This window comes from Dyadobacter sp. 22481 (genome assembly GCF_052044875.1).
GTDB lineage: Bacteria > Bacteroidota > Bacteroidia > Cytophagales > Spirosomataceae > Dyadobacter > Dyadobacter endophyticus.
Map to the genome: position 1 here is coordinate 1839151 of NZ_JBQENV010000002.1, position 21528 is coordinate 1860678.

The following is a 21528-nucleotide window of genomic DNA, read 5'->3' on the forward strand; positions in this document are numbered from 1 at the left end:
GGCGTTGCGATATTGACCGATAACAGCCAGGTCGAATTAAATACCAGGAATCGCCGTTGTTACTGGTGAATTTTTTGGGTTAATACCATCATGGATTTGAACGGTTCATCCCGGATAAACTTCCTTCCATGACAATCGCTTGGATGTATGTGGGGATTGGGGTATGTTGGGTAACTATTACAAACTCAAACTATTCAGCTATGCCAACCTTCATACACAACGAAAAACAGCAGCGCGCGATAAACCTGGATTTTATCGATAGTATCAACAAAGACAATGCAAGCGGCTTTGAAATTATCTTCGAGCGCTTGCCAACGAATGCAAGCGCGGGAGGACTGGTCGAGATAGGCCGGTGGCGGTTCGAAACCGAGAAGGAGCGGGATAAGGTTTTGAAATGGATTTTGAATTCATACGGATTGGGAGTGTGAAGATGCCGGGAAACATATACCTTATCTTTCAATGACACCATTTCGGTTGAGCAGGGCTGGGTAACGTTCCGCGCGGTATCGCCACGCCTCTACCTGACCTTAACCACAATTTTCCCTTTCGCCCGTCCGCTCTCTACATAGGAAAGTGCCTCATTGGTTTGGGCGAACGGAAAGACCTTGTCCACAACAGGTTTGATATCTCCCGATTCGATCAGTTTTGTTATCTCGTGCAGCTGTTTACCATTTGCGCTCATGAACAAGAACGAATACTGTACACCGAGTTTTTCCGCTTTTTTCCGTACGCTTGAACTGGTTAGGGAGAGAATCATTTTTATGTACCAGGGAGCACCGATCGCTCTTGCAAAATCAGGTGTTGGCGGCCCGGATATTGAAATTAGCTTGCCTCCCGGTTTGAGTACATGGAGCGATTTTTTAAGTGTAGCCGTGTCCTGGCTGTTAAGCACAAGATCATAATCTTGCAATACATTTTCAAAATCCTGTTTCTTATAATCGATCAGTACATCCGCACCAAGACTTTTTAGTATGTCAAAGCTTTTTTCACTGGCTGTTGTCGCCACAGTTGCTCCCAGGTATTTAGCCAGCTGAATAGCAATCGTGCCGACACCTCCGGATCCTGCCTGGATAAAGACTTTCTGACCTTTCTGTACATTGCCGATTTCAACCAGTGCCTGCCAGGCGGTTAAAGCGACGAGTGGGATAGATGCCGCTTCTTCCATTGAAATGTTCTTTGGTTTTAAAGCCAGGTCGTTTTCATTGATGGCAATGTATTCGGCAAATGTTCCGATGTGAAAATCGGCCGGACGTGCATAAACGGGGTCACCGACTTTGAAGTGTTTTACATTTTTACCAACCTGGATCACCGTCCCGGCGGCATCATGCCCAAGGATTAATGGAAACTGGTAAGGTAGTATCGTTTTAAGCTCACCCGACTTGATCTTCGAGTCCAGAAGGTTCAAGCCACTGGCGTGTACCTCTACCAAAACTTCATTGTCTTTCACAGATGGCCTGGGTACCTCCGCAAGTAGAAGCGCTGCTTTTTTATCGTATTTTCTGATTTGAAATGCTTTCATGTTTTTTTCTGTTTTTTCAGGAGACTAAGTTCTTTGAATCGTCTTACGTAAGACCTTTAATTTCTCAAAAGCTGGTGGCTTTTCTTCGGATTAAGTATCCCAAAACCAATTTTCGGGAACAGCCTGTTAACTAGATTGAAGATTTTTGCGTCGCCCACGCGGATGGTTCGGTGCTCTTTTCGTAAACCTTCGATGAGGCCTTTGACCATTTCTTCCGCAGATATTTTTTTGTCGTTTCTGTCTGCTGTCATCTCCGTTGCGACTAGCGGCGGGATAAGTTCAAATATTTTTATGTTGCTCCCGATAATCTTCAAGTGCTCGCGAAGCGATGTCGTGTAAAAGGCCAGCGCAGTTTTGGACGACGAATAAGTCGCCTCAATTAAGGAAGGTGCTTCGCTCAATATCGATGTTGTATTTATAATCGCAGCTTCTTTTCTCGATTGCAGCATATCTATAAAGAGATTATTCAGCCTTATGACACCCAGGTAATTAACTTCCATTTCGTAGGCTGCACCTTCTGCATGCTTGTCGTTTGCGATCCCCAGATTTGAGGGTGGGACAAGAACAGCTGCATTATTGTAGAGGATATCAATACCACCCAGCTCTTTAACCCTGTCGAGGAGAAGTGCGGAATCTGCGGCATTGCCCACATCGCTTCGGATGGCAATTAGTTTCGGATACAATTTTTTTGCTGTATCCAGTTTCTGCTGGCTTCTGCCCGTAATAATCACCCTGGCCCCGAGGTCCAAAAACTGCTTTGCCGCTTCCAGACCTATACCTGATGCACCGCCGGTTATCAGGATTGTTTTGTTGTTCAGATTCATCGTACTAAAAGTTTGAGATTGTGGGTGCGAGCTGCCAACGAATTTCTCATCTAACGCTCGGTATAAATATACTTTTTGGTCTATTTTGTGTCAAAAAAATTAGATTTCGTATTGTTCCAGTTCGGCCTTCAGGCTTTTAATTAGTGACTGCATCGGCTTTGCAGTATCCATCGTTCTGCACATAACGATACCACCTTCTATGGATGCCATTAATTTAAAAGCAAACACCGGGGCATCGAGATTCGAAGAGAATTCTCCGTTACTGATTCCTTCGGTAAGTACATTTATAAGATCCTGCTGGCCGGCCCGGAACACGCCAGCTATCTTCTTTTTGATAAGCGGGTAATTGTCGTCTGCATCCACCGCAGTATTGAAAATTGGGCAACCGCCTGAAATATACGTGTCAATTGGGTCTTTATAGAAGTCCAGAAACGCGAAAATTTTTCCTTTTGACGTTTTCTTTTCCGCTACTGCCAAGTGGATTTTGTCAGATATTTTCTTCAATAACAAATCAACTACTTGTCCGGAAAGGTCTTCCTTGTTTTCAAAATGCCCGTATAGACAACCCTTCGTCAACCGGGTCGCTGCCAGCACGTCATCTATATTTACACCTGATATGCCTTTTTCATTGTAAAGGGGTGCTGCTGTTTCTAATATGAATTGTTTGGTCCTTTCCGCTTTGGTAAGCATGTCTTGGCAAGAATTTATTTTGACAAAAATATACCAAAAAGTTTATTTTTCTAACAAAACTTCTGTTTTTTTCCACCATTAAATTTTAATGCTAACCGGTGCCGGTCGGAATTGGCAAGCCTATGATATTTTACGGATTGTCCTAGGATGTCAACAGGGGTAGGAGGCAATTTTGGTGATTGATTTCTGTCTATCAGTGATTTAAGTTCCGTTGTTTGGACTTATAAAAGGTATCCCAAAACGAGCCGATTCCTTGGATTCTCTTTACCTTGGGGAGTGCAACGCCAGGGGTTTGGTCAGGATTACCCAATACCTGAGCGGAAAATTTTGGCATGAAGTAAGATATGGCGGAAGAAAATGGTACCGGGAGATTTGAAATTAGTAGGGTAGATATTCGCGGTTATCAAGTATTGCGTTGGGCAATCTCGGTGATTGGTATGATTCCAATAACCATTATGACCGTTTTCAATTTAAGTTGGTTCTCATTCCCATACTTCGTTCCCGCCTTTATGCTAAATTTTTTCAGGTCTTTCACATTCTTCAATTTGCGCCCAACCTTCACGACTTTAAGATTTGATTGCGAGGGATCAAATAAAGTTACGAGATTTGCTTAACACGAACTTCCAGAAAACTATTGCCAAAGCTCTGGGACTATTTTTTATGGTGAATTTTTATCCCAGATCTAATGTCAAAAGAATCACCATCGCTACCTGCTTCTGACTTCGTTAAAGTACGAGGAGCCAAAGAGAATAATCTTAAGAATGTCGATCTGGAAGTTCCCAGAGGTGCACTGGTAGTATTTACCGGTGTCTCGGGTTCTGGTAAATCATCACTTGCTTTCGGGACGTTGTATGCCGAAGCGCAACGTCGTTACCTGGAGTCAGTCTCTCCGTACGCAAGACGGCTTTTTAATCAAATGTCTATTCCTCAGGTCGACAGTATAGATGGTCTTCCTCCGGCTATCGCTCTGCAGCAGCAGCGGGGAGCCACAAGCACGCGCTCTTCGGTGGGCAGCGTCACAACGATCTCAAATCTGATCAGGATGCTGTATTCGAGGGCGGGAGACTATCCTGCGGGTCAGTCGATCGTATATGCAGAATCGTTTTCACCAAATACCCCGGAAGGCGCCTGTCCGGAATGCCACGGCCTGGGGGTTGTCTATGAAGTGACAGAGCATTCGATGGTGCCCGATGATTCACGCTCGATCAGGGAGAAAGCCATCGCAGCTTGGCCCACCGCCTGGCAGGGGCAGAACCTGCGGGAAATATTGATGACACTTGGTTACAACGTGGACATACCCTGGCGTGATCTGCCGCAGAAAGACAGGGATTGGATCTTGTTTACGGAGGAGCAGCCGGTTGTTCCGGTTTATTCCGGACTTACTATGGCACAAGTCCAACAAGCCCTGTCGCGAAAAATGGAACCTAGCTATATGGGCACCTTCACCGGCGTTAAAAGGTATGTGATGCAAACATTTGCGAATTCGCAGAGCCAGGCGATGAAAAAGCGCGTGTCAAAATTTATGCTGAGCGCGCAATGTCCCGTCTGCCATGGAAAGCGCCTGCGTCCTGAGCCTTTATCTGTAAAATTTGCCGGGATGGATATTGCGGAATTTTATCAACTAAATATCAAGAGTTTACGTGATATTATATCTTCATGCCTAAACACCAAAAATGATAGCTTAGACCAGAAACATCCGGAAAAGGCATTGGTGCTTCAACGCATAGGTCATGATCTTTTATCCCGCCTGGATGTACTTATCGATCTGGGGCTTGGGTATCTGACCCTTGAAAGAAGCACCCCCACGCTTTCGCCGGGAGAATTGCAACGCCTGCGGCTGGGGACTCAGATACATTCCAATCTTTTTGGCGTCATCTATGTGCTCGACGAACCATCGGCAGGTCTTCATCCGGCAGATACGCAATCATTGCTCCGGGCACTGGGCCGGTTAAAAGCAGCTGGAAATTCGCTTTTTGTTGTCGAACATGAGGTCGAAATCATACGCCATGCGGACTGGATTGTCGATGTAGGACCGGGCGCGGGTGAAAAGGGGGGTGAAATACTTTACAGTGGCCCTTTGCAGGGATTGGAAAAAATAGACAGATCCGTTACAAGGCGATATCTGTTTAATGTGGATCAGAGCCAAAGGTCTGAAAGACAGGCGAAAGGATGGCTGCGGCTAAGGGACGTAAGCCGAAATAATTTAAAGCACGTTGATGCCGACTTTCCATTGGGCGTATTGACCAGTGTCACCGGCATATCGGGTTCGGGGAAAAGTAGTTTGATCAGTCAGGCGCTTGTAGCGCTTGTTTTGGAGAAATTAGGACAACAAATACCTGGCACAGAGGATCAGGATGATAATCTTCTTCAGACAGAAAGCCCAAAAACAACGACGGGCTATATCCTGGAAGGGATGAGTCATATCCGCAGATTAATACCAGTCGATCAGAAACCAATCGGACGAACGCCCCGGTCAAACCTGGCAACCTACACAGGCCTGTTTGACTATGTCCGTAAATTGTTTGCAAATACCAAAATGGCAAAGGGAAGGAAGTACGACGCAGGTCGTTTTTCTTTCAATGTCGCAAAGGGACGCTGTCCGAACTGCGAAGGCGAAGGCTTTGTAATGGTTGAGCTTTTGTTTCTTCCAAGCGTTTATACACCCTGCCCGACCTGTCATGGGAGTCGTTACAATGAAAAGACGCTGGAAATTACATATCACGACAAAAATATTGCCCAGGTACTTGCCCTGACGGTGGATGAAGCATTTGACTTTTTTGAATCTGAACCTCAAATCAACCGGGCGCTGGATGTCGTCCGTCAGGTTGGTCTGGGATATTTGCGTCTTGGTCAACCGGCTACTGAACTTTCAGGAGGTGAGGCGCAGCGAATAAAGCTGGCCACCGAGTTGCAACGGGCTCAGAATGGCAATACGTTATATATTCTTGATGAGCCCACAACAGGACTGCATCCTTCTGATGTGGACAATTTACTTGTCCAGCTCAATAAGTTGGTTGATCAGGGAAATACGGTCATTGTAATCGAACACGATATGCACGTTGTCGCAAACAGCGATTGGGTGATCGACGTTGGACCAGGTGCCGGAGATGAAGGTGGGCAAATCGTTGTAAGCGGTCCGACAGCAACTGTTGCCGGTGAACCAGCAAGTCAAACGGGAAAATATCTGGCAGGTCATTTTAATAAGAAAACGCCATTTAAAAGATCAAAGATTACCTCTTAGGACGATTCAAATATGGTCATGCTGGATATGAAGAATGGTGCGGGCTGCCAGGCATTTGGGAATCCCGATTGGCCTGCAAACGAGGCATACAACTATATCGATATTCGTGAAGTATCAAAAGTTACCCTGGAAATTGCCTTCACCAATTCCTATGGCACGTCAAAATAAATCCTGTTTAGTTACCATAGCCGAAGTCGAACCAAAAACCCGTTGAAGACTATCCAAAAATGAAGTCAAATTGCAATTTTTCGAGGTTTTAGACGAAAAAAGCTACTCAACTTGCGTTGAAGGGCTTGGGTTCGTTTCGTGAAAAACTTCACGATTACATGGGCCCGATCAGCTCCACAAATGTTCCGTCCGGATCCTGGACCAGTACGAAGTGTGAATCTTTTGTTAGAGGCGTAGGTGTGTTGCCCAGGAAAGTCACGTTTTGTTCCTTTAGCCTGTCAATGATGGGCTGTAAGGATTTGACCTGAATGGTGATATACTGCAGACCAGTATCGTCCTGAATGAATTTTGGCTTTGGATGACCTGCCTTTTTGCCAAAACTCATCAGTTTCCAATCGGTGCTTTCGGGGCTATTTTCGAGTTTAAGAATGTTTACGTCGACCGCTTCACCACCTGTTAAACCGCCTCGTTTACCGAATTCTGCATTGATTGTGAAATTACCGGTTTTGACCATGCCGATCCCTTTTATATAGAAATCCAACGAGCGTTGCATGTCTGCTACCACTACGCCGACTCCGATGGATTTACTTGTAAAATTGGATTGTGCGTGAACGAGACCGCCAAAGAGGAGTGTAGCAAGGATTAACAGATTCTTGAACGTGGACATGCTTATAAATTAATTATTTTAAAAATAGGATCACTGCCGCATCTAGATTTTCTATGAAGAGCCTAAACACAATTATTATGAAGGGTAGTAGTACTCAATGTTTACTTGACTGCCAGTAAGTCGACCATTTCAAGGACCGGATCAACTGCAAGCAGGTCCGGCGCATTTGCCATCAATGCGTTGGCGATCTCGCCTCCCAATGTGCCGCCCTGCCTTCCTGAGTTTCGAATGTATCGAAAATTCCGAATGTGGAAGGACCTATTTGCAGGGCAAACCAGTTGATGGTACCTGCTTCCTCCATCGCCAAAGGCAAGGCACCTTTGAGAAAGTCCGCGACGTCTTGTTCTTTACCTGGCTTAGCTTCAAGCCTTGCCAGAATTGCCAATTTTACCATAACTGTTTGATTAGTTTAAATGAAATGAAGTTAATACATCCTTGTGATGGGATGGTATTAAAGTCAAGCGTTAATCTTTGGGATTATACTGCTGGTATTCGTTCGGAAGCAAAAATATCCGGTGCGGTACTTCTGCCTTTGTCTTAGATGGGAGGGTTTTGTGAGAATAACACAGTGAATAACCTGGGACATATTGATCTGTTCCATTCATGCTTCTGAAATGCTTTTTTAAAAAGTACTTCATGGAAAAAATCACTACTTGTATACTTATCGACAACTACATCGACGAGCACGACTTATTCCAAATGGCCATATCTGATTGTCAATTTCGTGTGTCCTGCACTTGCTTCACGGGCTGCACGGAAGGAACTGCTGCACTGACGAACGACTTAGGGGCATTTTTAAGAATTTTTGAGTTGCTAAAGTATGAACGCACTGATTGCCCCTGGTTTCAACTCCTACCTATTGTTTTTTGAAGTCTTTCGATCAGCTGACTTATTGAGACAAAGCACCCATCAAGTACCACCTAAATTCTATCTTGTGTACCTGGTCTGCCGAACCGGATATTTAATTCGATTTGTGAGTTTTATCTAGCTGATAGTCAAACTAGTATGTAGAAAAATACTCTCCTGTTTTTAAGGGTTGCATAAAAAAGTTCAATTTAGTCCCCACAACCGGAGTCGAACCCAAATGTCGATAAAATAATACGAAATCGAGTTGAAATTGTATTTTTTCTACTCCAAACACAAAAAAGCTCCTCAGCTTGCGCTAAGGAGCTTCCGTACCCGCAACGGAACTAATGTCGAACCAATTGCTTGTTGATTTGCAAAGATTGTCGGAATTGGCAAGCCTATGATATTTTACGGATTGTCCTAATATGTCAACAGCGGTGGGATGCAATTTTGTTGATTGATTTCTGTCTATCAGTGATTCAAGTTCTGTTGTTTGGACTTATAAGAGGTATCCCAGAACGCGGAATTTCTCAGACTTGATTTCGACATTGCTCTGCCGTGAAAAGGATTGTTTTTACTATCAACATATAACAATTATTACGAGATGATGCCTAGCAGGGGCAATTTCTTGAATGCAACAAACTTCAATGAGCTTTCAAAGGTGATCATGTCTTCTATTTTCATCCGCTGTCCGTTGTCCAGGGCTGAACACTGATTGTCCAAATTCGGACGATTACGGTTCGGTCTTATTTGTTAAATGACTGATCCTACTGGTTTTGGGCTTATTCACATTTTTGGCACTCCATTTGTTATACCGAAACAGATTATATATTGGAACTGATTAAGCCCTGTTTTATAAATGAGAAGGAGTGATCTGGGTGAATTTGAAGAGGTCGTTCTGCTAGCGGTTGCAGCATTGTCGCCAAACGCTTACACGGTCGCCATTGCGGAGGAACTGGAACGCGAAACGGGTAATATGGTGACATCCGGTGCCGTGCACGCAGCCATGCAGCGCCTTGAACAAAAAGGCTATCTAAAATCTGTCTGGGGCGAAGCAACTGCGGAAAGGGGAGGTCGGCGGAAGCGGCTGTATGCAGTAACAGGCCTGGGCGGCCGAATTCTGGAAGAGGCAAGGGCGGTCCGCAACCGGTTATGGGACCGGATCCTGCCTGCGATCCGCCTGGAATGGAACTGATCATCCTCTATAGCCATGAAATCAGAACAGTCTACGACAGATCAGCCACCCCGGTATCTTACAAGCGTTATAAAAATGCTTGTTGCTCCACACCAGCGTGAAGAAATACTGGGTGATTTGCAGGAGCGCTATGCGCGGCGGGTGCAGCTGCAGGGAGCCTCAAAAGCCAGGAGAAGGTACTGGCTGGAATCGCTGGCCTACATGCGCCGGGCGTTTATCAAGAGAAAAAAAACGGAATATCCTTCAACCAGGCGGCGATCCGCTTCTATTTATAGCCATGATATGATACGAAACTATTTCAAAATCGCCCTTCGCAACCTGAGGAGACAAAAAGTCTTCACCAGCATTAATGTAATTGGTTTAGCCATCGGATTGGCTACCTGCATACTGATCATGCTGTATGTGCAGGATGAATTGTCGTTTGATCGCTATAATGAGAAAGCGGACCGGATTTTCCGGGTCGGACTCAAGGTGCGGCTAAACGGTGAGGACGTTGGCGGACCTATGTTAGGCATTAGTGCTGCCCGGGACTTACAGCAGGAATTTCCGGAAGTATTAAAAGCAACGCGTATCCGGAATCAGGGAGGTGAGTTTGTCAGCTACGGAACTACCTCATTTAAAGAAGAGTATCTGCTGAGTACCGACTCCTCTTTTTTTGAAATATTCACCATTCCGTTTCTGAAAGGGGACCCGAAGCGGGCGCTGACCGAGCCAAACACCTTGGTATTGACCGAGGAAACCGCCCGGAAATACTTCGGTGATCAAGAGCCGATCGGGAAAGTATTGGTATTTGGTAGTGAAAAAACTCCCTATCGGATTACCGGAGTGGTCAGAAATGTACCAGTGAACTCTCATTTTCGGTTCAATATGCTGACTTCGTTAGCCGGTTATGACGAGCAGCATACCGGATGGATATATAGCATAAACTTCTATACCTACCTGCTTCTGCCCGAGAAATACGATTACAAAAAATTGGAGGCTAAAATTACCCGACTCGCTGAGAACCAGATTGGAGGTGAATTGCAGAGTTGGCTGAAACTCACCCCGAAACAGTTTCGTGAGAAGGGCGATGATTTCGGGGTTTTTCTCCAGCCGCTCACCGATATTCATTTGTATCCCCTGTCCAGCAGGGGCGAATTAATGCCGGGGGGAGATATTCGATATGTATATGTGCTTGCGGCTATTGCTGCATTTATGTTGCTGATAGCCTGTGTGAACTTCATGAACCTTTCGACGGCCACTGCGGTTGGGCGGTCGCGAGAGGTTGGGGTACGAAAAGTGCTGGGTTCGGTAAAAGGTCAATTGCAGCAGCAGTTTCTAATTGAGTCGGTCTTGCTGGCGGTTGTGGCATTGATGGTTGGATTGCTATTGGTGGGCGTGGCCCTGCCATTCTTTAATCAGTTGACAGGCAAGTTTCTTACCTTAAACTTATTGGCCAATTCACTTATAGCGGCCGGTTTAGTAGCGGGTACTGTGTTGGTAGGGGTGCTGGCAGGCAGTTACCCGGCTTTTTACCTGTCTTCCTTCAAGCCTGTTTTGGTATTAAAAGGGCGTGTTACAGCCGGACGTGGAAGCCTTAACCTCCGAAGTGGTTTAGTGGTGTTCCAATTTTTTGTCACTATTGCAATGATCATTGCTACCATTACCGCGGATCGGCAATTGCGTTATATGCGAAGCCAGAAACTGGGCTATGACCGCGAACAGGTGCTGGTTATCCACGATACGCATATGCTTCGCAACAACGAAGCCGTATTTCGCGACAATATCATTCAGTCTCCGCTGATCGTCATGGGTAGTATTTCGGGCCAGGTACCCGTTGGAAATTCAGCCATGGATACTTCCCCTATCATGTCCAAAGAAAATCCTGATCAAAGCGTCATGAGCCGTTTTTATTATGTGGATGATGCGTATATCCCTACTCTAGGGATGCGTGTGGTGCAGGGGCGTAATTTTTCAAAGAGCTTTTCTACCGATGCCTCCGCCGTTATTCTCAATGAGACGGCAGTACGGACGTTAGGCTGGCAAAAGAATCCGATTGGAAGAGAGCTGATCGGCCACACGGATGACAATGGTGTAAAGACCTATTACCGGGTAATTGGTGTTGTGGAAGACTTTCATTTTGAATCCCTGAAGCAGAAGATCGGGCCTCTAGTCATGTTTTTGGGGCGGAATTCAGGCAATATCCTGATCAAAACCCGTACTAATAAGCTTCCGCAGTTTCTCGCTTCGCTGAAGCAGAAGTGGGAGTCGTTTTCTCCCGCAGCCCCTTTCAGCTATTCGTTTTTAGATGACCGGTTTGAGCAGGTCTATGTCAGCGAGCAAAAAATAGAAAAGGTATTAACCCTTTTTTCAAGCCTGACTATCTTCATCGCTTGTTTAGGATTATTTGGATTGGCTACCTACACCGCCGAACAACGTACAAAAGAGATTGGTGTCCGGAAGGTGCTGGGCGCATCCGTTAGCAGTGTGGTGGCATTGCTCTCAAAGGACTTTATCAAACTCATTCTGATAGCCCTGGTGCTGGCTTCCCCAATCGCCTGGTGGAGTTTGACCCAATGGCTGAATGATTTTGCGTACAAGATCACAATCGACTGGTGGATTTTCGCCCTGGCTGGGTTGCTGGCGATTGGGATTGCCTTGCTGACTGTGAGTTTTCAGAGCATTAAAGCTGCTATGATGAATCCTGTCAAAAGTTTACGTAGTGAATAGCACGACAAAGTCCAAAAAAAGGGGCCATTATAAGCAGCAGAGCCGGTTTCTACCCTGGGTATGATAGGTGACTTCCTTTCGGAGGGATCACACTAAACTTTTTTCATGACAATTCGCATCTACACAATTTTGATTTGCTTGACCGTCCTTGTGGATCTCAGTGCCCAAGACAAATTAACCGTTATCAAGGCCAAAGCACTCGTCGACGTTCGCAGCGGCCGACTGATTACAACTGCCCTGACTGTCACTCCCATACTGAAATCGGCCCGTTAGCAGTAGAGTTCGGTGGTACGTGAAATTTAATCACAGTGAATCTCCAGTAGGCAAATGTGAAGGATTTCTGTTAATTAAGTAATTGTCATTCAGCTGTTTCTGAGTATTTTGTGTGTTGGATTTTTGGCGGTATCATTCAAAAGTCCGGCTCTGTTGGCTAAGCCGAAGTCGTACCAGTAATGTGCTGAAAAAACACCGGAAAGGGCTTTTTCGAAAGATCTAAAAACAAAAAAAGCCCTTCAACGCAAGTTGAAGGGCTTCCGTACCCAGAGCCGGAGTCGAACCGGCACGAGTGTAACCTCATTGGTGTTTGAGACCAACGCGTCTACCGATTCCGCCATCTGGGCATTCTCTTACTTGTTGGGAGTGCAAAAGTAGGCAGAAAAAGGTATTAAGCAAGCGTTGCATGCAAAATTTCGATAGATTTTTAATGGAAAATGAGTGAGCAAGTGCTAACCGGCTTATTCATAACGCAATGCTTCGATCGGGTCGAGACGCGAGGCTTTGATGGCCGGGTAGATCCCCGAGAGTACGCCTACCATCACGCATATTGCAATACCCACTGCCATCCATAGCCATGGGACCACGAAAGTGCTGTTTTCGCTGATGACGCCGGTAATGGAATTGCCGACAATGATTCCCAGGATCAAACCGCCAATGCCGCCCAGGATGCATACCACGATGGCTTCGATCAGGAATTGCATGCGGATCACGCGCGGGGTGGCGCCAAGTGATTTCCGTATGCCTATTTCGCGCGTCCGTTCGGTAACTGATACCAGCATGATGTTCATCAATGCAATGGCAGCGCCGAGCAGTGTAACGGTGCCGATCACAAAGCCGCCGACGCGGAGATAACCGCTGACTTCCGCAAAATCCTTCACCATCGCATCGGCACGGTCGATGGTAAACGAATCCTCCTTGCCAAGCTCGTCGTTGCGGATGCGGCGCATCATGCCGCGGGCTTCTTCGACGATCAGATCGCCGTCGGTGGCGTTGGGTGCCGAGGCGGTGATATTGTAGGTAAGCGTGCGGTTGGCCGCCAGGCCGCGCCCGCTTTCAAGCGGGATGAGGATGAGCCTGTCGGAGTTACTGTCGCCGCCAAGCGAGCCCTTTTTGCCCAAAACACCTATTACCTTATACCGGCTGCCCATGAACGTGATCTCCTTGTTAAGCGGGTCGTTTTGCTGGAAAAGTTTGCGCGCAATTTCTTGGCCCAATACTGCAACATTGAGCGATTTTTCGAGGTCATTCTTGTCAAGATTACGGCCGAGGTCGATCTTGTAGCCGTTAATGCCCAGGTACTGATCATCGGAGCCGACGACGTTGCTGTTCGGGTTGGTTTTAACGCTTCGGTAATTGACTTGTACCGCGCCGGCAATGTCCGCCGAAAGTGAAGCGGTGGCCGCATAAGAGGCTTTAAATTTCTCGGCGAAGGTTTGCGCCTGGCGGTAGGTAACGGCCGGGTATTGTTTACTCCGGCGGCCTCCCCGGCGAAAGTTGTCGTCGTCGCGGTTGCGGACCGTGAATGTATTGGCGCCCAGGTCGGCAAAGCTGCTGTTGACAGACCCCTGAATGCCGTCGATGGCCGTGAGTATTCCCACCAGGGAAGTAATGCCGATGGCGATGATCATAGCAGTAAGCACCGTCCGGAGCAGGTTACTCTGGATCGAACGCAGGCCTTCTTCGATATTTTCGCGTATTATCATGGCATTTAGAGCTGGTGCACCAGAAACAAGTTTTGGTCGTTAGTTATGGAGTCCGAAGAGCACCGTACGTCGGAAACCGGTACGGGTTTTGTGGTAGATTTCGGAACGTGACGGTTTCTTTATTATCTTTAATCTTTACCTGAATGTAAAACTGCGCATGAAAGTCGAAAGAATCAAACCAGTGATACGCCTCTACATCCCGCTCGTCATTTTTTTGATCGGCTCATTGAATGCTATGGCAAACCGCCTGCTGATCCCGATGGACGAGTCGCAAAAAAACCATTTGAAGGCTTACGGCATATCTTACTGGATACTGAAAAATTATGAAATGGAAATGGACTGGCTCCTCAATTACCGGGGCGGCAGTTTTATGGTTGCGTACAATCAGCAGTTTGCATCGGAAATGACGGTGCGCGGCGTGAGTTTCGAGGTCATCTCGGAGGGCCAGGCCGGACAGATTCTGAACCAGATCAGTGCGCCGGACGTGAACATGGACGCTGTGAAGCTCCAAAAAGCACCCCGGATTGCGGTGTATTCTCCCAAATCCAAACTTCCGTGGGACGATGCCGTGACGCTCGTGCTTACCTATGCTGAGATTCCATATGACGTTGTTTATGATGATGAGGTATTGAATAACAAGCTCCCGGAATACGATTGGCTGCACCTGCATCACGAGGACTTTACCGGTCAGTTTGGTAAATTCTTCCAGTATAAAGATTACCCCTGGTACCGCGAGCAGAAAAAGGAGGCGGAAGAAACCGCTGCTAAATTCCAGTTTAATAATGTGCCGCAAATGAAGCTGGCGGTTGCCAAAAGAATCTCCGAGTTTGTATCCGGGGGCGGGTACATGTTCGCGATGTGCAATGCTACGGATACATTCGATATCGCACTCGCGGCCGACGGCGTCGATATTGTGGACGCAATGTACGACGGTACACCCGCCGATCCCTCTGCGAACGGAAAGCTGAACTACAATAATTCATTTGCATTCCAGGACTTCAAGACGATTCCATATCCCTATGAAATCGAGTTCTCGGATATCGATAACCAGCCCGACGAGCGGGGGATGATCGAAGCAAATGATTTTTTCTCGCTGTTCCAGTTTTCGGCCAAATGGGACCCGGTACCCAGCATGCTGACACAGAACCATCAGACCATTATCAAAGGTTTTCTGGGACAAACTACTGCATTTAAAAACCGCCTCATCAAACCGGAGGTAATCATCCTCGCAGAGAACAAAAATGCCAAAGAGGCGCGCTACATTCACAGTACGCATGGCAAAGGCTTCTTTACATTCTACGGCGGGCATGATCCGGAGGATTACCAGCACCGGGTAGGCGAGGAGCCCACCGATTTGAACCTCCACCCGAATTCAGCAGGGTACCGTTTGATCCTGAACAACATCCTTTTTCCAGCCGCGAAAAAGAAAAAATTGAAGACCTGACCGGAAAGTTAACAGCGGAAGAAATACGTTTGAAATCACACCGACCGTGCGTTATCGCACGGTTTTTTGTTTTTGTATTTTAATGTAAATGATTGATATATAGCCTTTTAAGTATTGGCACGGATTTCGGATAAATAGTGGTGTATTAGCCATGAATTTCTTCCATTGAAAACCTCCAATCAAACCCACATGGATCGGGAAATTGCACCGGAATATGTCAAGCAAACCAGAAACCGCCGATGGCTGATCATCGGCGCCGTGGTATTGGTGCTGGCATCCCTGTTTTATTTTTTCAAAAAATCGCTTTCCAGCACGCTTGAAAGCGCACGCGTCAGAACGGGGACCGTCGAAACCGGCGATGTTGAAAACACGCTCACGGCTTCGGGGGAGATCATCCCGGCCTATGAGCAGATTTTTACCAGTCCTATCCGCGCGAGTATCAAACGCATTCTGCTCACGCCCGGCACCCGCGTTCGGCCCGGGCAGGCCATTATAGAGCTCGATAAATCCCTGACTGAGATCGAATCCGAACGTTATGAAGACCAGCTCGAACTGAAAAAGAACAGCATCGATCAGTTGCGGATGAAGCTCAATAAGGACTTGTATGATGCCGAAATTAGCGACAAAATTAAATCGCTGAATATCAATAAGCTGAAAGCCGATTTTGAGGACGCCAAAAGGCTGCAAAAGGTCGGAGGGGGCACAGTCGAGGACATTACCCGTGCGGAGAATGCATTGAAAATCGCGGAACTTGAAAAGCGACAACTCGAAAACGACCTGAAATACAACCGCGAATCGATGAGCGCAAGCTTGCGCGAAACCGAGCTGGGCGCACAGATCGAGGGCAAGAATTTGCAGGAATTGCAGCATAAACTCAAAATGGCCGACATCATCGCCGATCGCCCGGGTGTGCTCACGTGGGTCAATGAGAATATCGGTTCATCGGTGAACGAGGGGGAAATGCTGGCGAAAGTGGCCGATCTCGGTAGTTTTCGGGTAGAAGGGAGTTGCTCGGACGTGTATGCCGAACAGGTAAAGGCCGGGCTTGAAGCTATTATCAAAATCAATGATGCCCAGTTGCGCGGCGTGATCACGCAGGTGAAGCCGGCTGTGAAGGATGGTGTGATCGGCTTCACGATCCAACTCGATAATGCGCGTAATGAATCGCTCAGGCCCAATATGAAGGTGGAAGTGTACGTGGTGACGAGCAAAAGCGCCAAAACACTGCGAGTCGCCAATGGTCCTGCGTTTACGGGTAAGCGGAAACAGTATGTATACGTCCTCGAAAACGGATCGGCGCGCAGGCGGGCGATAGAGACCGGCCTTTCCAATTTTGATTATGTCGAGATAAAAAGCGGGTTGAAACCGGGTGAAAAGGTTATCCTGATCAACATGAATGATTACGAACACCTCGAAGAGCTTACCATTCAATGACTATGAGAAAGCTTTTCATCTGGATTTTCGTCATACTTTCCGGTACTGTTTCAGCGCAAATGCGCAAGCTGACGCTCGAAGAAGTGGTGCAGCAATCGAAAGAACAATCCATTGCCTCCAAACAGGCCGTGACGCAGAAAAAGACCAATTACTGGCAGTACCGCTCGTTCCTGGCCGACTATAAGCCGCAATTGAGCCTGCTAGGCACAGTTCCTGGATTTACGCGCTCGTACATCCAGGTCGTACAGCCCGACGGTACCGTTTCGTTCCAGCCGGTTTCGAATAACAACTCGACGCTTAACCTGTCGCTCAGCCAGAGTATCGCCATGACAGGCGGTACCGTGTATGTGCAGCAGCAAATGCAGCGCTTTGATGATTTTCAGCGCGATGTGACGCGTTACAATGGCATCCCTTTTGAGATAGGCATCAAGCAGCCGTTATTTCAGTACAATCCGCTGAAATGGGACAGAAAAATATCACCATTGAAATACCAGGAAGGCAACCAGCAATACATCCAGTCGCTCGAACAGATTGCATTGGATGCGACAGGCTTCTATTTTGACCTGCTGGTGGCACAGGTGAATTTGCAGATCGCGGAGAAGAACCGGAGTAACAACGATACTTTGTTCAAGATCGCAAGGCATAAGCTGGAATTGGGTAAGATCTCTCAAAACGACCTTTTGCAACTGCAAATGGGGCTGCTTACTGCGCAAAAAGACCTGGCGTCGGCCCAGCAAAGTGCCGCTGTGGCATCGCTGAAACTGAAAATGTACATGAGCTCGCGTGACGAGCGTGAGCTGGAATTGGGTATTCCTTCCGAAGCCGGAGAGTTTGCGATCGATCCGCAAATGGCACTCGACGAAGCATTTGCGAACCGATCGGCATCGGTAGCATTCCGGCGCAGGCTGCTCGAAGCCGAACGCGATGTGCAGGAGGCGAGGAAAAACAACGGCTTGAATGCAACTTTGAATGCCACGTTCGGGCTGTCGAACCAGGGAAACCTCCCGCGCGATGTGTACGTGAGCCCGCAGGATCGCGAGTTTGTGGAGCTGCAACTCACATTACCTATTATGACATGGGGCCGCAACAAGGCACGGACAGAGGTAGCCCGCGCGGCCCGGGAGTTTGCCCAGCAGTCGGTAGAACAGGATAAGCTTACTTTTGAACAGGAAATATTCACACAGGTAACCCTTTTACAAATGCTGCAAAAGCAGGTAAAACTCACGCGGGTGGCCGACGGCATTGCCGCCGACCGCTATCAGATCGCCAAGGAGCGTTTCATTCTCAGCGACCTCAGCGTAACCGACCTCGGCATTGCCACCCAGGAAAAAGACATCGCCCGACGCGATTATATCCTCGCATTGCGGGATTACTGGCAGGCGTATTACAGCCTGCGGCTGCTGACGCTTTATGATTTCGAGCGGGGGCGAAAGATTAGCTATTGACCGCGGACCGCCGACCGCGGACCGCCGATTAATGTTATTGATTTTGATTGCATATAAATATAAAACAAGAGACTCAGTCTCATCGTAAACAACCAGTCGGTGGTCGGCCATCGGCCGTCAAAAAAACAAAACGTCCAACATACAAGCAACGCGCCATGATCAAATTACAAAACGTAGAAAAAGTTTACCGTACCAGTTCCATCGAGACGCTGGCTTTGAACAACATCAATATCGATGTCAGGAAAGGAGAGTTTGTTTCGATCATGGGACCGTCAGGGTGCGGGAAGAGTACATTGCTGAACATTATTGGCCTGCTCGACGCGCCTTCGAAGGGACAGATCGAGATCGACGGCTCCCCGGTGGAGCGATATACCGACAAGCATCTGGCCGAATTACGCAACCGCAAGCTGGGCTTCATTTTTCAGAGCTTTCACCTGATAAACGATCTATCGGTGATAGATAACGTCGAAATTCCGCTGCTTTACAGGAATACGTCGGCTAAGCAACGCCGCGAGTTGGCGCAGGAAGCATTGGAAAAGGTGGGGTTGAGCAACCGGATGAAGCATTTTCCGAAACAACTCTCGGGCGGGCAGAAGCAGCGCGTCGCTATCGCGCGGGCGATTGTAGGCAAGCCCGAAATCATACTCGCCGACGAACCTACGGGTAACCTCGACAGCGCCATGGGCAATGAAATTCTCGGCATCCTGCAAAAGCTGAACACCGACGGCGCAACGATCGTCATGGTGACCCACGACGAAGCGATGGCGAAAAAAACGGACAGGCTCATCAGGCTGTTTGACGGGACGCAGGTGAGTTAAATTATGAATGATCGCTCCGGCGACCTGGTCACTCAGTCATTCACTCATTCAATCATTCGGTCATTCAATCATTGAACAATGCTCTCAAACTACATCAAAATCGCCTGGAAGGTACTGCTGCGGCATCCTTTCTATACATTTATCACGCTTTTCGGCATTACGCTAACGCTGACGGTGCTGATGGTAGTCACCTCGTTCCTCGACCACCTTTTCGGCCCGCATTATCCCGAGAACAAACGCGCACGGTCGTTATACATTGCCTCCGTAATACAGACCGATTCGGCCAATACGACGATGTCGTCGGGGCCTGCTTCGTTCGATTTTTTGATGAAGTATGCAAAGTCGCTCAAATCGGTTGAACGCGTGGCGATAATGAGCAATTTTAGCTTCTCCAACGCTTACGCGAATGGAAAGCGGATCAAATTGAATACCAAATACACCGACGTCGATTTCTGGTCCGTGACCGACTTTGAATTCCTCGAAGGCAAACCCTATGATGAAACGAATATCCGCAATGCCGACCACGTGGCGGTTATTACGGATGCTTTGCGCGACCAATATTTTGGAAATGATGCGGAAACGGTGGTGGGAAAGACGATTGACATCGAGAATATTAACTTCCGGGTGATCGGGGTCGTGAAGGGCAGTCCTCCGACGCGGGTTTACACCTATTCGGATGTTTATTTCCCTTATACCGCCCCTAAAAGCAATTACGAAGGAAAGGGAATGCGCGGACGGTTCGTGGCTATTGTGCTGGCCAAAAAACCGTCCGATCTTCCGACCGTGCAGGCGGAATTCGATAGCTACATTGCCCGCATTCCGCGCTCCGATTATTCCAATAATAATCAGTTCAACGTCCTGATCGTCAGGGCTGACACCTATTTCGATCATTTCGTTACTATGTTCACACGCAGCGACAAAGACCGCATTACACTTTATGCGATCGTGGGGCTGGTGCTGCTGATGATCATGGGATTGCCGGCTGTGAACCTGGTCAATGTCAATGTAAGCCGCATTCTCGAACGCGCGTCGGAGATCGGAGTCAGGAAGGCATTCGGGGCGCCTTCGAAAGCGCTTTTGTGGCAGTTTATCATCGAAAACGTGTTCATTACCTTCATCGGAGGCGCATTTGCCCTGATACTCACTTTCCTGGTCATCCAATTCATCAATTCCAGCGGCTGGATCGCATATGCGGATCTCACGATCAATCTACCGGTGTTTCTGATCAGCATTTTAGTATGCCTTGTTTTCGGGTTACTGTCGGGCGTTTTACCGGCTTTTAGAATGTCGCGACTGAAAATAGCGGAAGCGCTGAAAGCGTGACGTTGAATCTCTCATTTTAACCCTGCAATAGCCATGCTACGACATCTTTTTAAATTGATATGGAATAAAAAAGGCACGCATTCCCTGCTTATCATCGAGATATGGGCTGCCTTTATGGTGCTTTTCGGCGTGCTCACGCTCATTGTTTTCAACCTGCGCAACTACCTGCAACCCATCGGCTTCCAATACGAACAGGTATGGAACCTTGAACTATCCTCCAACCAGGATACTACCGAACTGGCTCCAAAGTTACAACGTGTCCTACAACGCGTGCGGTCGTATTCCGAAGTAACGGTGGCCAGCCGTATGAGCAGCAATACACCCTTCTCGGCCAACCAGATCGGCAATTCGGTAAATTACAATAAGGTCGATGTGGGGGCCGATTTTTACTATACCGACAGCGAGCTTGCGAAAGTACTCGACCTGCCGGTAAAAAAAGGCCGGTGGTATACCGACGCCGACCTGGTAGGAAAATATGTCCCGATCGTGATTAACCAGGCGATGGAAGACAAGCTGTTTCAAAATGAATCGGGGCTGAATAAGGTCGTCAAACGTGACGATAAGACTTTCTATAAGGTGGTAGGCGTTGTCGATAGGTTCAAGGCTAAGGGGCAGTTTATGTCGGATACACCCGGGCTTTTTCAGCTCCTGGAAAAAAACGACCGCTGGAATTCGAATATCCTTATCAAAACCAAAGCGGGTACGGACGCGAACTTCGAAGCGCGGCTCGTGAAGGACGTCGCGATGATGTTACCCGGCTGGGGTGTGGAAGTAGGTTACCTCAAAGATTCGCGTAAAAATCGGGAGAACTTGACGCTCGTGCCGGTGCTGATATTTCTGATAGTCAGCGGGTTTTTGCTGACAAATGTTGCATTGGGCCTCTTCGGTGTGCTCAACCTGAATATCTCGAAACGCAAAGGCGAAATCGGGCTGCGCCGCGCCATGGGAGCCACGGAAGCCAAAGTTACCGGCCAGTTTCTGGGCGAAATATGGGTACTGGCTACTTTCAGCCTCGTTATTGGCCTCATGTTTGCCGTCCAGTTCCCGCTCATGAACGTTTTTGACCTCGATAAAGAAATTTACATCATAGCGATCTTGGCCGCCGTCGCAGTAATTTATATCATTGTAACACTATGCGCCTGGTTCCCCAGCAAGCAAGCCGCGAAGATACATCCGGCGGTGGCATTGCATGAGGAGTAATGATTCAGTCATTCAAAATTAACACC

Annotated in this window: 17 protein-coding genes and 1 tRNA gene; 11 read left to right on the forward strand and 7 right to left on the reverse strand. The window is 47.7% G+C overall.

All coding sequences use genetic code 11. From position 1 onward, the window contains the following. Positions 1 to 200: 200 nt before the first annotated feature. Positions 201 to 428: a hypothetical protein gene (locus ACTJJJ_RS17810; RefSeq protein ID WP_188932773.1), complete on the forward strand. Its 228-nt coding sequence runs from the start codon at positions 201 to 203 to the stop codon at positions 426 to 428. Between the two features lie 89 nt (positions 429 to 517). Here the strand turns inward: ACTJJJ_RS17810 and ACTJJJ_RS17815 are convergent, their stop codons facing one another. The 3 genes from ACTJJJ_RS17815 to ACTJJJ_RS17825 all read right to left on the reverse strand — a co-directional run bounded on the left by ACTJJJ_RS17815 (position 518) and on the right by ACTJJJ_RS17825 (position 3033). Then, positions 518 to 1519 carry an NADP-dependent oxidoreductase gene (locus ACTJJJ_RS17815; protein WP_440702554.1) on the reverse strand — a complete coding sequence of 334 codons (1002 nt, stop codon included), beginning with the start codon at positions 1517 to 1519 and terminating at the stop codon, positions 518 to 520. Positions 1520 to 1575: 56 nt separating this feature from the next. Continuing rightward, complete coding sequence (locus ACTJJJ_RS17820; RefSeq protein ID WP_188932769.1) at positions 1576 to 2343, reverse strand: SDR family oxidoreductase; 768 nt, start codon at positions 2341 to 2343, stop codon at positions 1576 to 1578. 99 nt (positions 2344 to 2442) lie between these two features. Continuing rightward, a complete protein-coding gene (locus ACTJJJ_RS17825) occupies positions 2443 to 3033 on the reverse strand; it encodes a TetR/AcrR family transcriptional regulator (RefSeq protein WP_426293549.1) in 591 nt (196 codons plus the stop codon). A 685-nt stretch (positions 3034 to 3718) separates the two neighbouring features. Between ACTJJJ_RS17825 and uvrA the strand changes: the two genes are divergently transcribed. Both uvrA and ACTJJJ_RS17835 read left to right on the forward strand, forming a co-directional pair. Next, positions 3719 to 6274, forward strand: coding sequence for an excinuclease ABC subunit UvrA (gene uvrA / locus ACTJJJ_RS17830; RefSeq protein WP_440702555.1), 2556 nt, complete (start codon positions 3719 to 3721; stop codon positions 6272 to 6274). Between the two features lie 12 nt (positions 6275 to 6286). Further along, complete coding sequence (locus ACTJJJ_RS17835; RefSeq protein ID WP_440702556.1) at positions 6287 to 6442, forward strand: hypothetical protein; 156 nt, start codon at positions 6287 to 6289, stop codon at positions 6440 to 6442. A gap of 154 nt (positions 6443 to 6596) precedes the next feature. Here ACTJJJ_RS17835 and ACTJJJ_RS17840 read toward each other — a convergent pair whose 3' ends face one another. Continuing rightward, on the reverse strand, positions 6597 to 7109 hold the full coding sequence (locus tag ACTJJJ_RS17840; protein WP_440702557.1) for a VOC family protein: 513 nt from the start codon (positions 7107 to 7109) through the stop codon (positions 6597 to 6599). 172 nt (positions 7110 to 7281) lie between these two features. Further along, positions 7282 to 7503: a putative quinol monooxygenase gene (locus ACTJJJ_RS17845; protein ID WP_440702558.1), complete on the reverse strand. Its 222-nt coding sequence runs from the start codon at positions 7501 to 7503 to the stop codon at positions 7282 to 7284. Positions 7504 to 8814: 1311 nt separating this feature from the next. Here ACTJJJ_RS17845 and ACTJJJ_RS17850 point away from each other — a divergent pair. Together ACTJJJ_RS17850 and ACTJJJ_RS17855 are read left to right on the forward strand one after the other, a co-directional pair. Further along, positions 8815 to 9150: a PadR family transcriptional regulator gene (locus tag ACTJJJ_RS17850; protein ID WP_440702559.1), complete on the forward strand. Its 336-nt coding sequence runs from the start codon at positions 8815 to 8817 to the stop codon at positions 9148 to 9150. A 15-nt stretch (positions 9151 to 9165) separates the two neighbouring features. After that, entirely contained in the window at positions 9166 to 11859 is a 2694-nt protein-coding gene (locus ACTJJJ_RS17855) for an ABC transporter permease (protein ID WP_440702560.1), read from the forward strand. A 536-nt stretch (positions 11860 to 12395) separates the two neighbouring features. Here the strand turns inward: ACTJJJ_RS17855 and ACTJJJ_RS17860 are convergent. After that, a tRNA-Leu gene (locus ACTJJJ_RS17860) sits at positions 12396 to 12479 on the reverse strand. A 114-nt stretch (positions 12480 to 12593) separates the two neighbouring features. Then, a complete protein-coding gene (locus tag ACTJJJ_RS17865; protein WP_188932759.1) occupies positions 12594 to 13838 on the reverse strand; it encodes an ABC transporter permease in 1245 nt (414 codons plus the stop codon). A 157-nt stretch (positions 13839 to 13995) separates the two neighbouring features. On the opposite strand from ACTJJJ_RS17865, the gene ACTJJJ_RS17870 reads away from it, so the two are divergent. From ACTJJJ_RS17870 to ACTJJJ_RS17895, 6 genes are all read left to right on the forward strand, one after another. Then, the gene (locus ACTJJJ_RS17870; protein ID WP_440702561.1) at positions 13996 to 15282 is read left to right on the forward strand and encodes an asparagine synthetase B; all 1287 of its coding nucleotides are present in this window, start codon (positions 13996 to 13998) and stop codon (positions 15280 to 15282) included. Between the two features lie 189 nt (positions 15283 to 15471). Continuing rightward, entirely contained in the window at positions 15472 to 16716 is a 1245-nt protein-coding gene (locus ACTJJJ_RS17875; protein WP_440702562.1) for an efflux RND transporter periplasmic adaptor subunit, read from the forward strand. After that, on the forward strand, positions 16713 to 18161 hold the full coding sequence (locus ACTJJJ_RS17880; protein ID WP_440702563.1) for a TolC family protein: 1449 nt from the start codon (positions 16713 to 16715) through the stop codon (positions 18159 to 18161). The genes ACTJJJ_RS17875 and ACTJJJ_RS17880 overlap by 4 nt, the downstream gene beginning before the upstream one ends. Before the next feature lie 155 nt (positions 18162 to 18316). After that, positions 18317 to 18979, forward strand: a complete 663-nt coding sequence (locus ACTJJJ_RS17885; RefSeq protein ID WP_188932753.1) for an ABC transporter ATP-binding protein — start codon at positions 18317 to 18319, stop codon at positions 18977 to 18979. A gap of 78 nt (positions 18980 to 19057) precedes the next feature. Beyond that, the gene (locus ACTJJJ_RS17890; RefSeq protein ID WP_440702564.1) at positions 19058 to 20302 is read left to right on the forward strand and encodes an ABC transporter permease; all 1245 of its coding nucleotides are present in this window, start codon (positions 19058 to 19060) and stop codon (positions 20300 to 20302) included. A 33-nt stretch (positions 20303 to 20335) separates the two neighbouring features. Continuing rightward, the gene (locus ACTJJJ_RS17895) at positions 20336 to 21502 is read left to right on the forward strand and encodes an ABC transporter permease (RefSeq protein WP_440702565.1); all 1167 of its coding nucleotides are present in this window, start codon (positions 20336 to 20338) and stop codon (positions 21500 to 21502) included. Positions 21503 to 21528: the final 26 nt, after the last annotated feature.

Coding starts and splice junctions, on each gene's coding strand:
- ACTJJJ_RS17885 (WP_188932753.1), top strand. CDS start 18,317: ATGATCAAATTACAAAACGTAGAAAAAGTTTACCGTACCAGTTCCATC.
- ACTJJJ_RS17820 (WP_188932769.1), bottom strand. CDS start 2,343: ATGAATCTGAACAACAAAACAATCCTGATAACCGGCGGTGCATCAGGT.
- ACTJJJ_RS17840 (WP_440702557.1), bottom strand. CDS start 7,109: ATGTCCACGTTCAAGAATCTGTTAATCCTTGCTACACTCCTCTTTGGC.
- ACTJJJ_RS17870 (WP_440702561.1), top strand. CDS start 13,996: ATGAAAGTCGAAAGAATCAAACCAGTGATACGCCTCTACATCCCGCTC.
- ACTJJJ_RS17855 (WP_440702560.1), top strand. CDS start 9,166: ATGAAATCAGAACAGTCTACGACAGATCAGCCACCCCGGTATCTTACA.
- ACTJJJ_RS17850 (WP_440702559.1), top strand. CDS start 8,815: ATGAGAAGGAGTGATCTGGGTGAATTTGAAGAGGTCGTTCTGCTAGCG.
- ACTJJJ_RS17845 (WP_440702558.1), bottom strand. CDS start 7,503: ATGGTAAAATTGGCAATTCTGGCAAGGCTTGAAGCTAAGCCAGGTAAA.
- ACTJJJ_RS17825 (WP_426293549.1), bottom strand. CDS start 3,033: ATGCTTACCAAAGCGGAAAGGACCAAACAATTCATATTAGAAACAGCA.
- ACTJJJ_RS17865 (WP_188932759.1), bottom strand. CDS start 13,838: ATGATAATACGCGAAAATATCGAAGAAGGCCTGCGTTCGATCCAGAGT.
- ACTJJJ_RS17810 (WP_188932773.1), top strand. CDS start 201: ATGCCAACCTTCATACACAACGAAAAACAGCAGCGCGCGATAAACCTG.
- uvrA (WP_440702555.1), top strand. CDS start 3,719: ATGTCAAAAGAATCACCATCGCTACCTGCTTCTGACTTCGTTAAAGTA.
- ACTJJJ_RS17815 (WP_440702554.1), bottom strand. CDS start 1,519: ATGAAAGCATTTCAAATCAGAAAATACGATAAAAAAGCAGCGCTTCTA.
- ACTJJJ_RS17835 (WP_440702556.1), top strand. CDS start 6,287: ATGGTCATGCTGGATATGAAGAATGGTGCGGGCTGCCAGGCATTTGGG.
- ACTJJJ_RS17880 (WP_440702563.1), top strand. CDS start 16,713: ATGACTATGAGAAAGCTTTTCATCTGGATTTTCGTCATACTTTCCGGT.
- ACTJJJ_RS17890 (WP_440702564.1), top strand. CDS start 19,058: ATGCTCTCAAACTACATCAAAATCGCCTGGAAGGTACTGCTGCGGCAT.
- ACTJJJ_RS17895 (WP_440702565.1), top strand. CDS start 20,336: ATGCTACGACATCTTTTTAAATTGATATGGAATAAAAAAGGCACGCAT.
- ACTJJJ_RS17875 (WP_440702562.1), top strand. CDS start 15,472: ATGGATCGGGAAATTGCACCGGAATATGTCAAGCAAACCAGAAACCGC.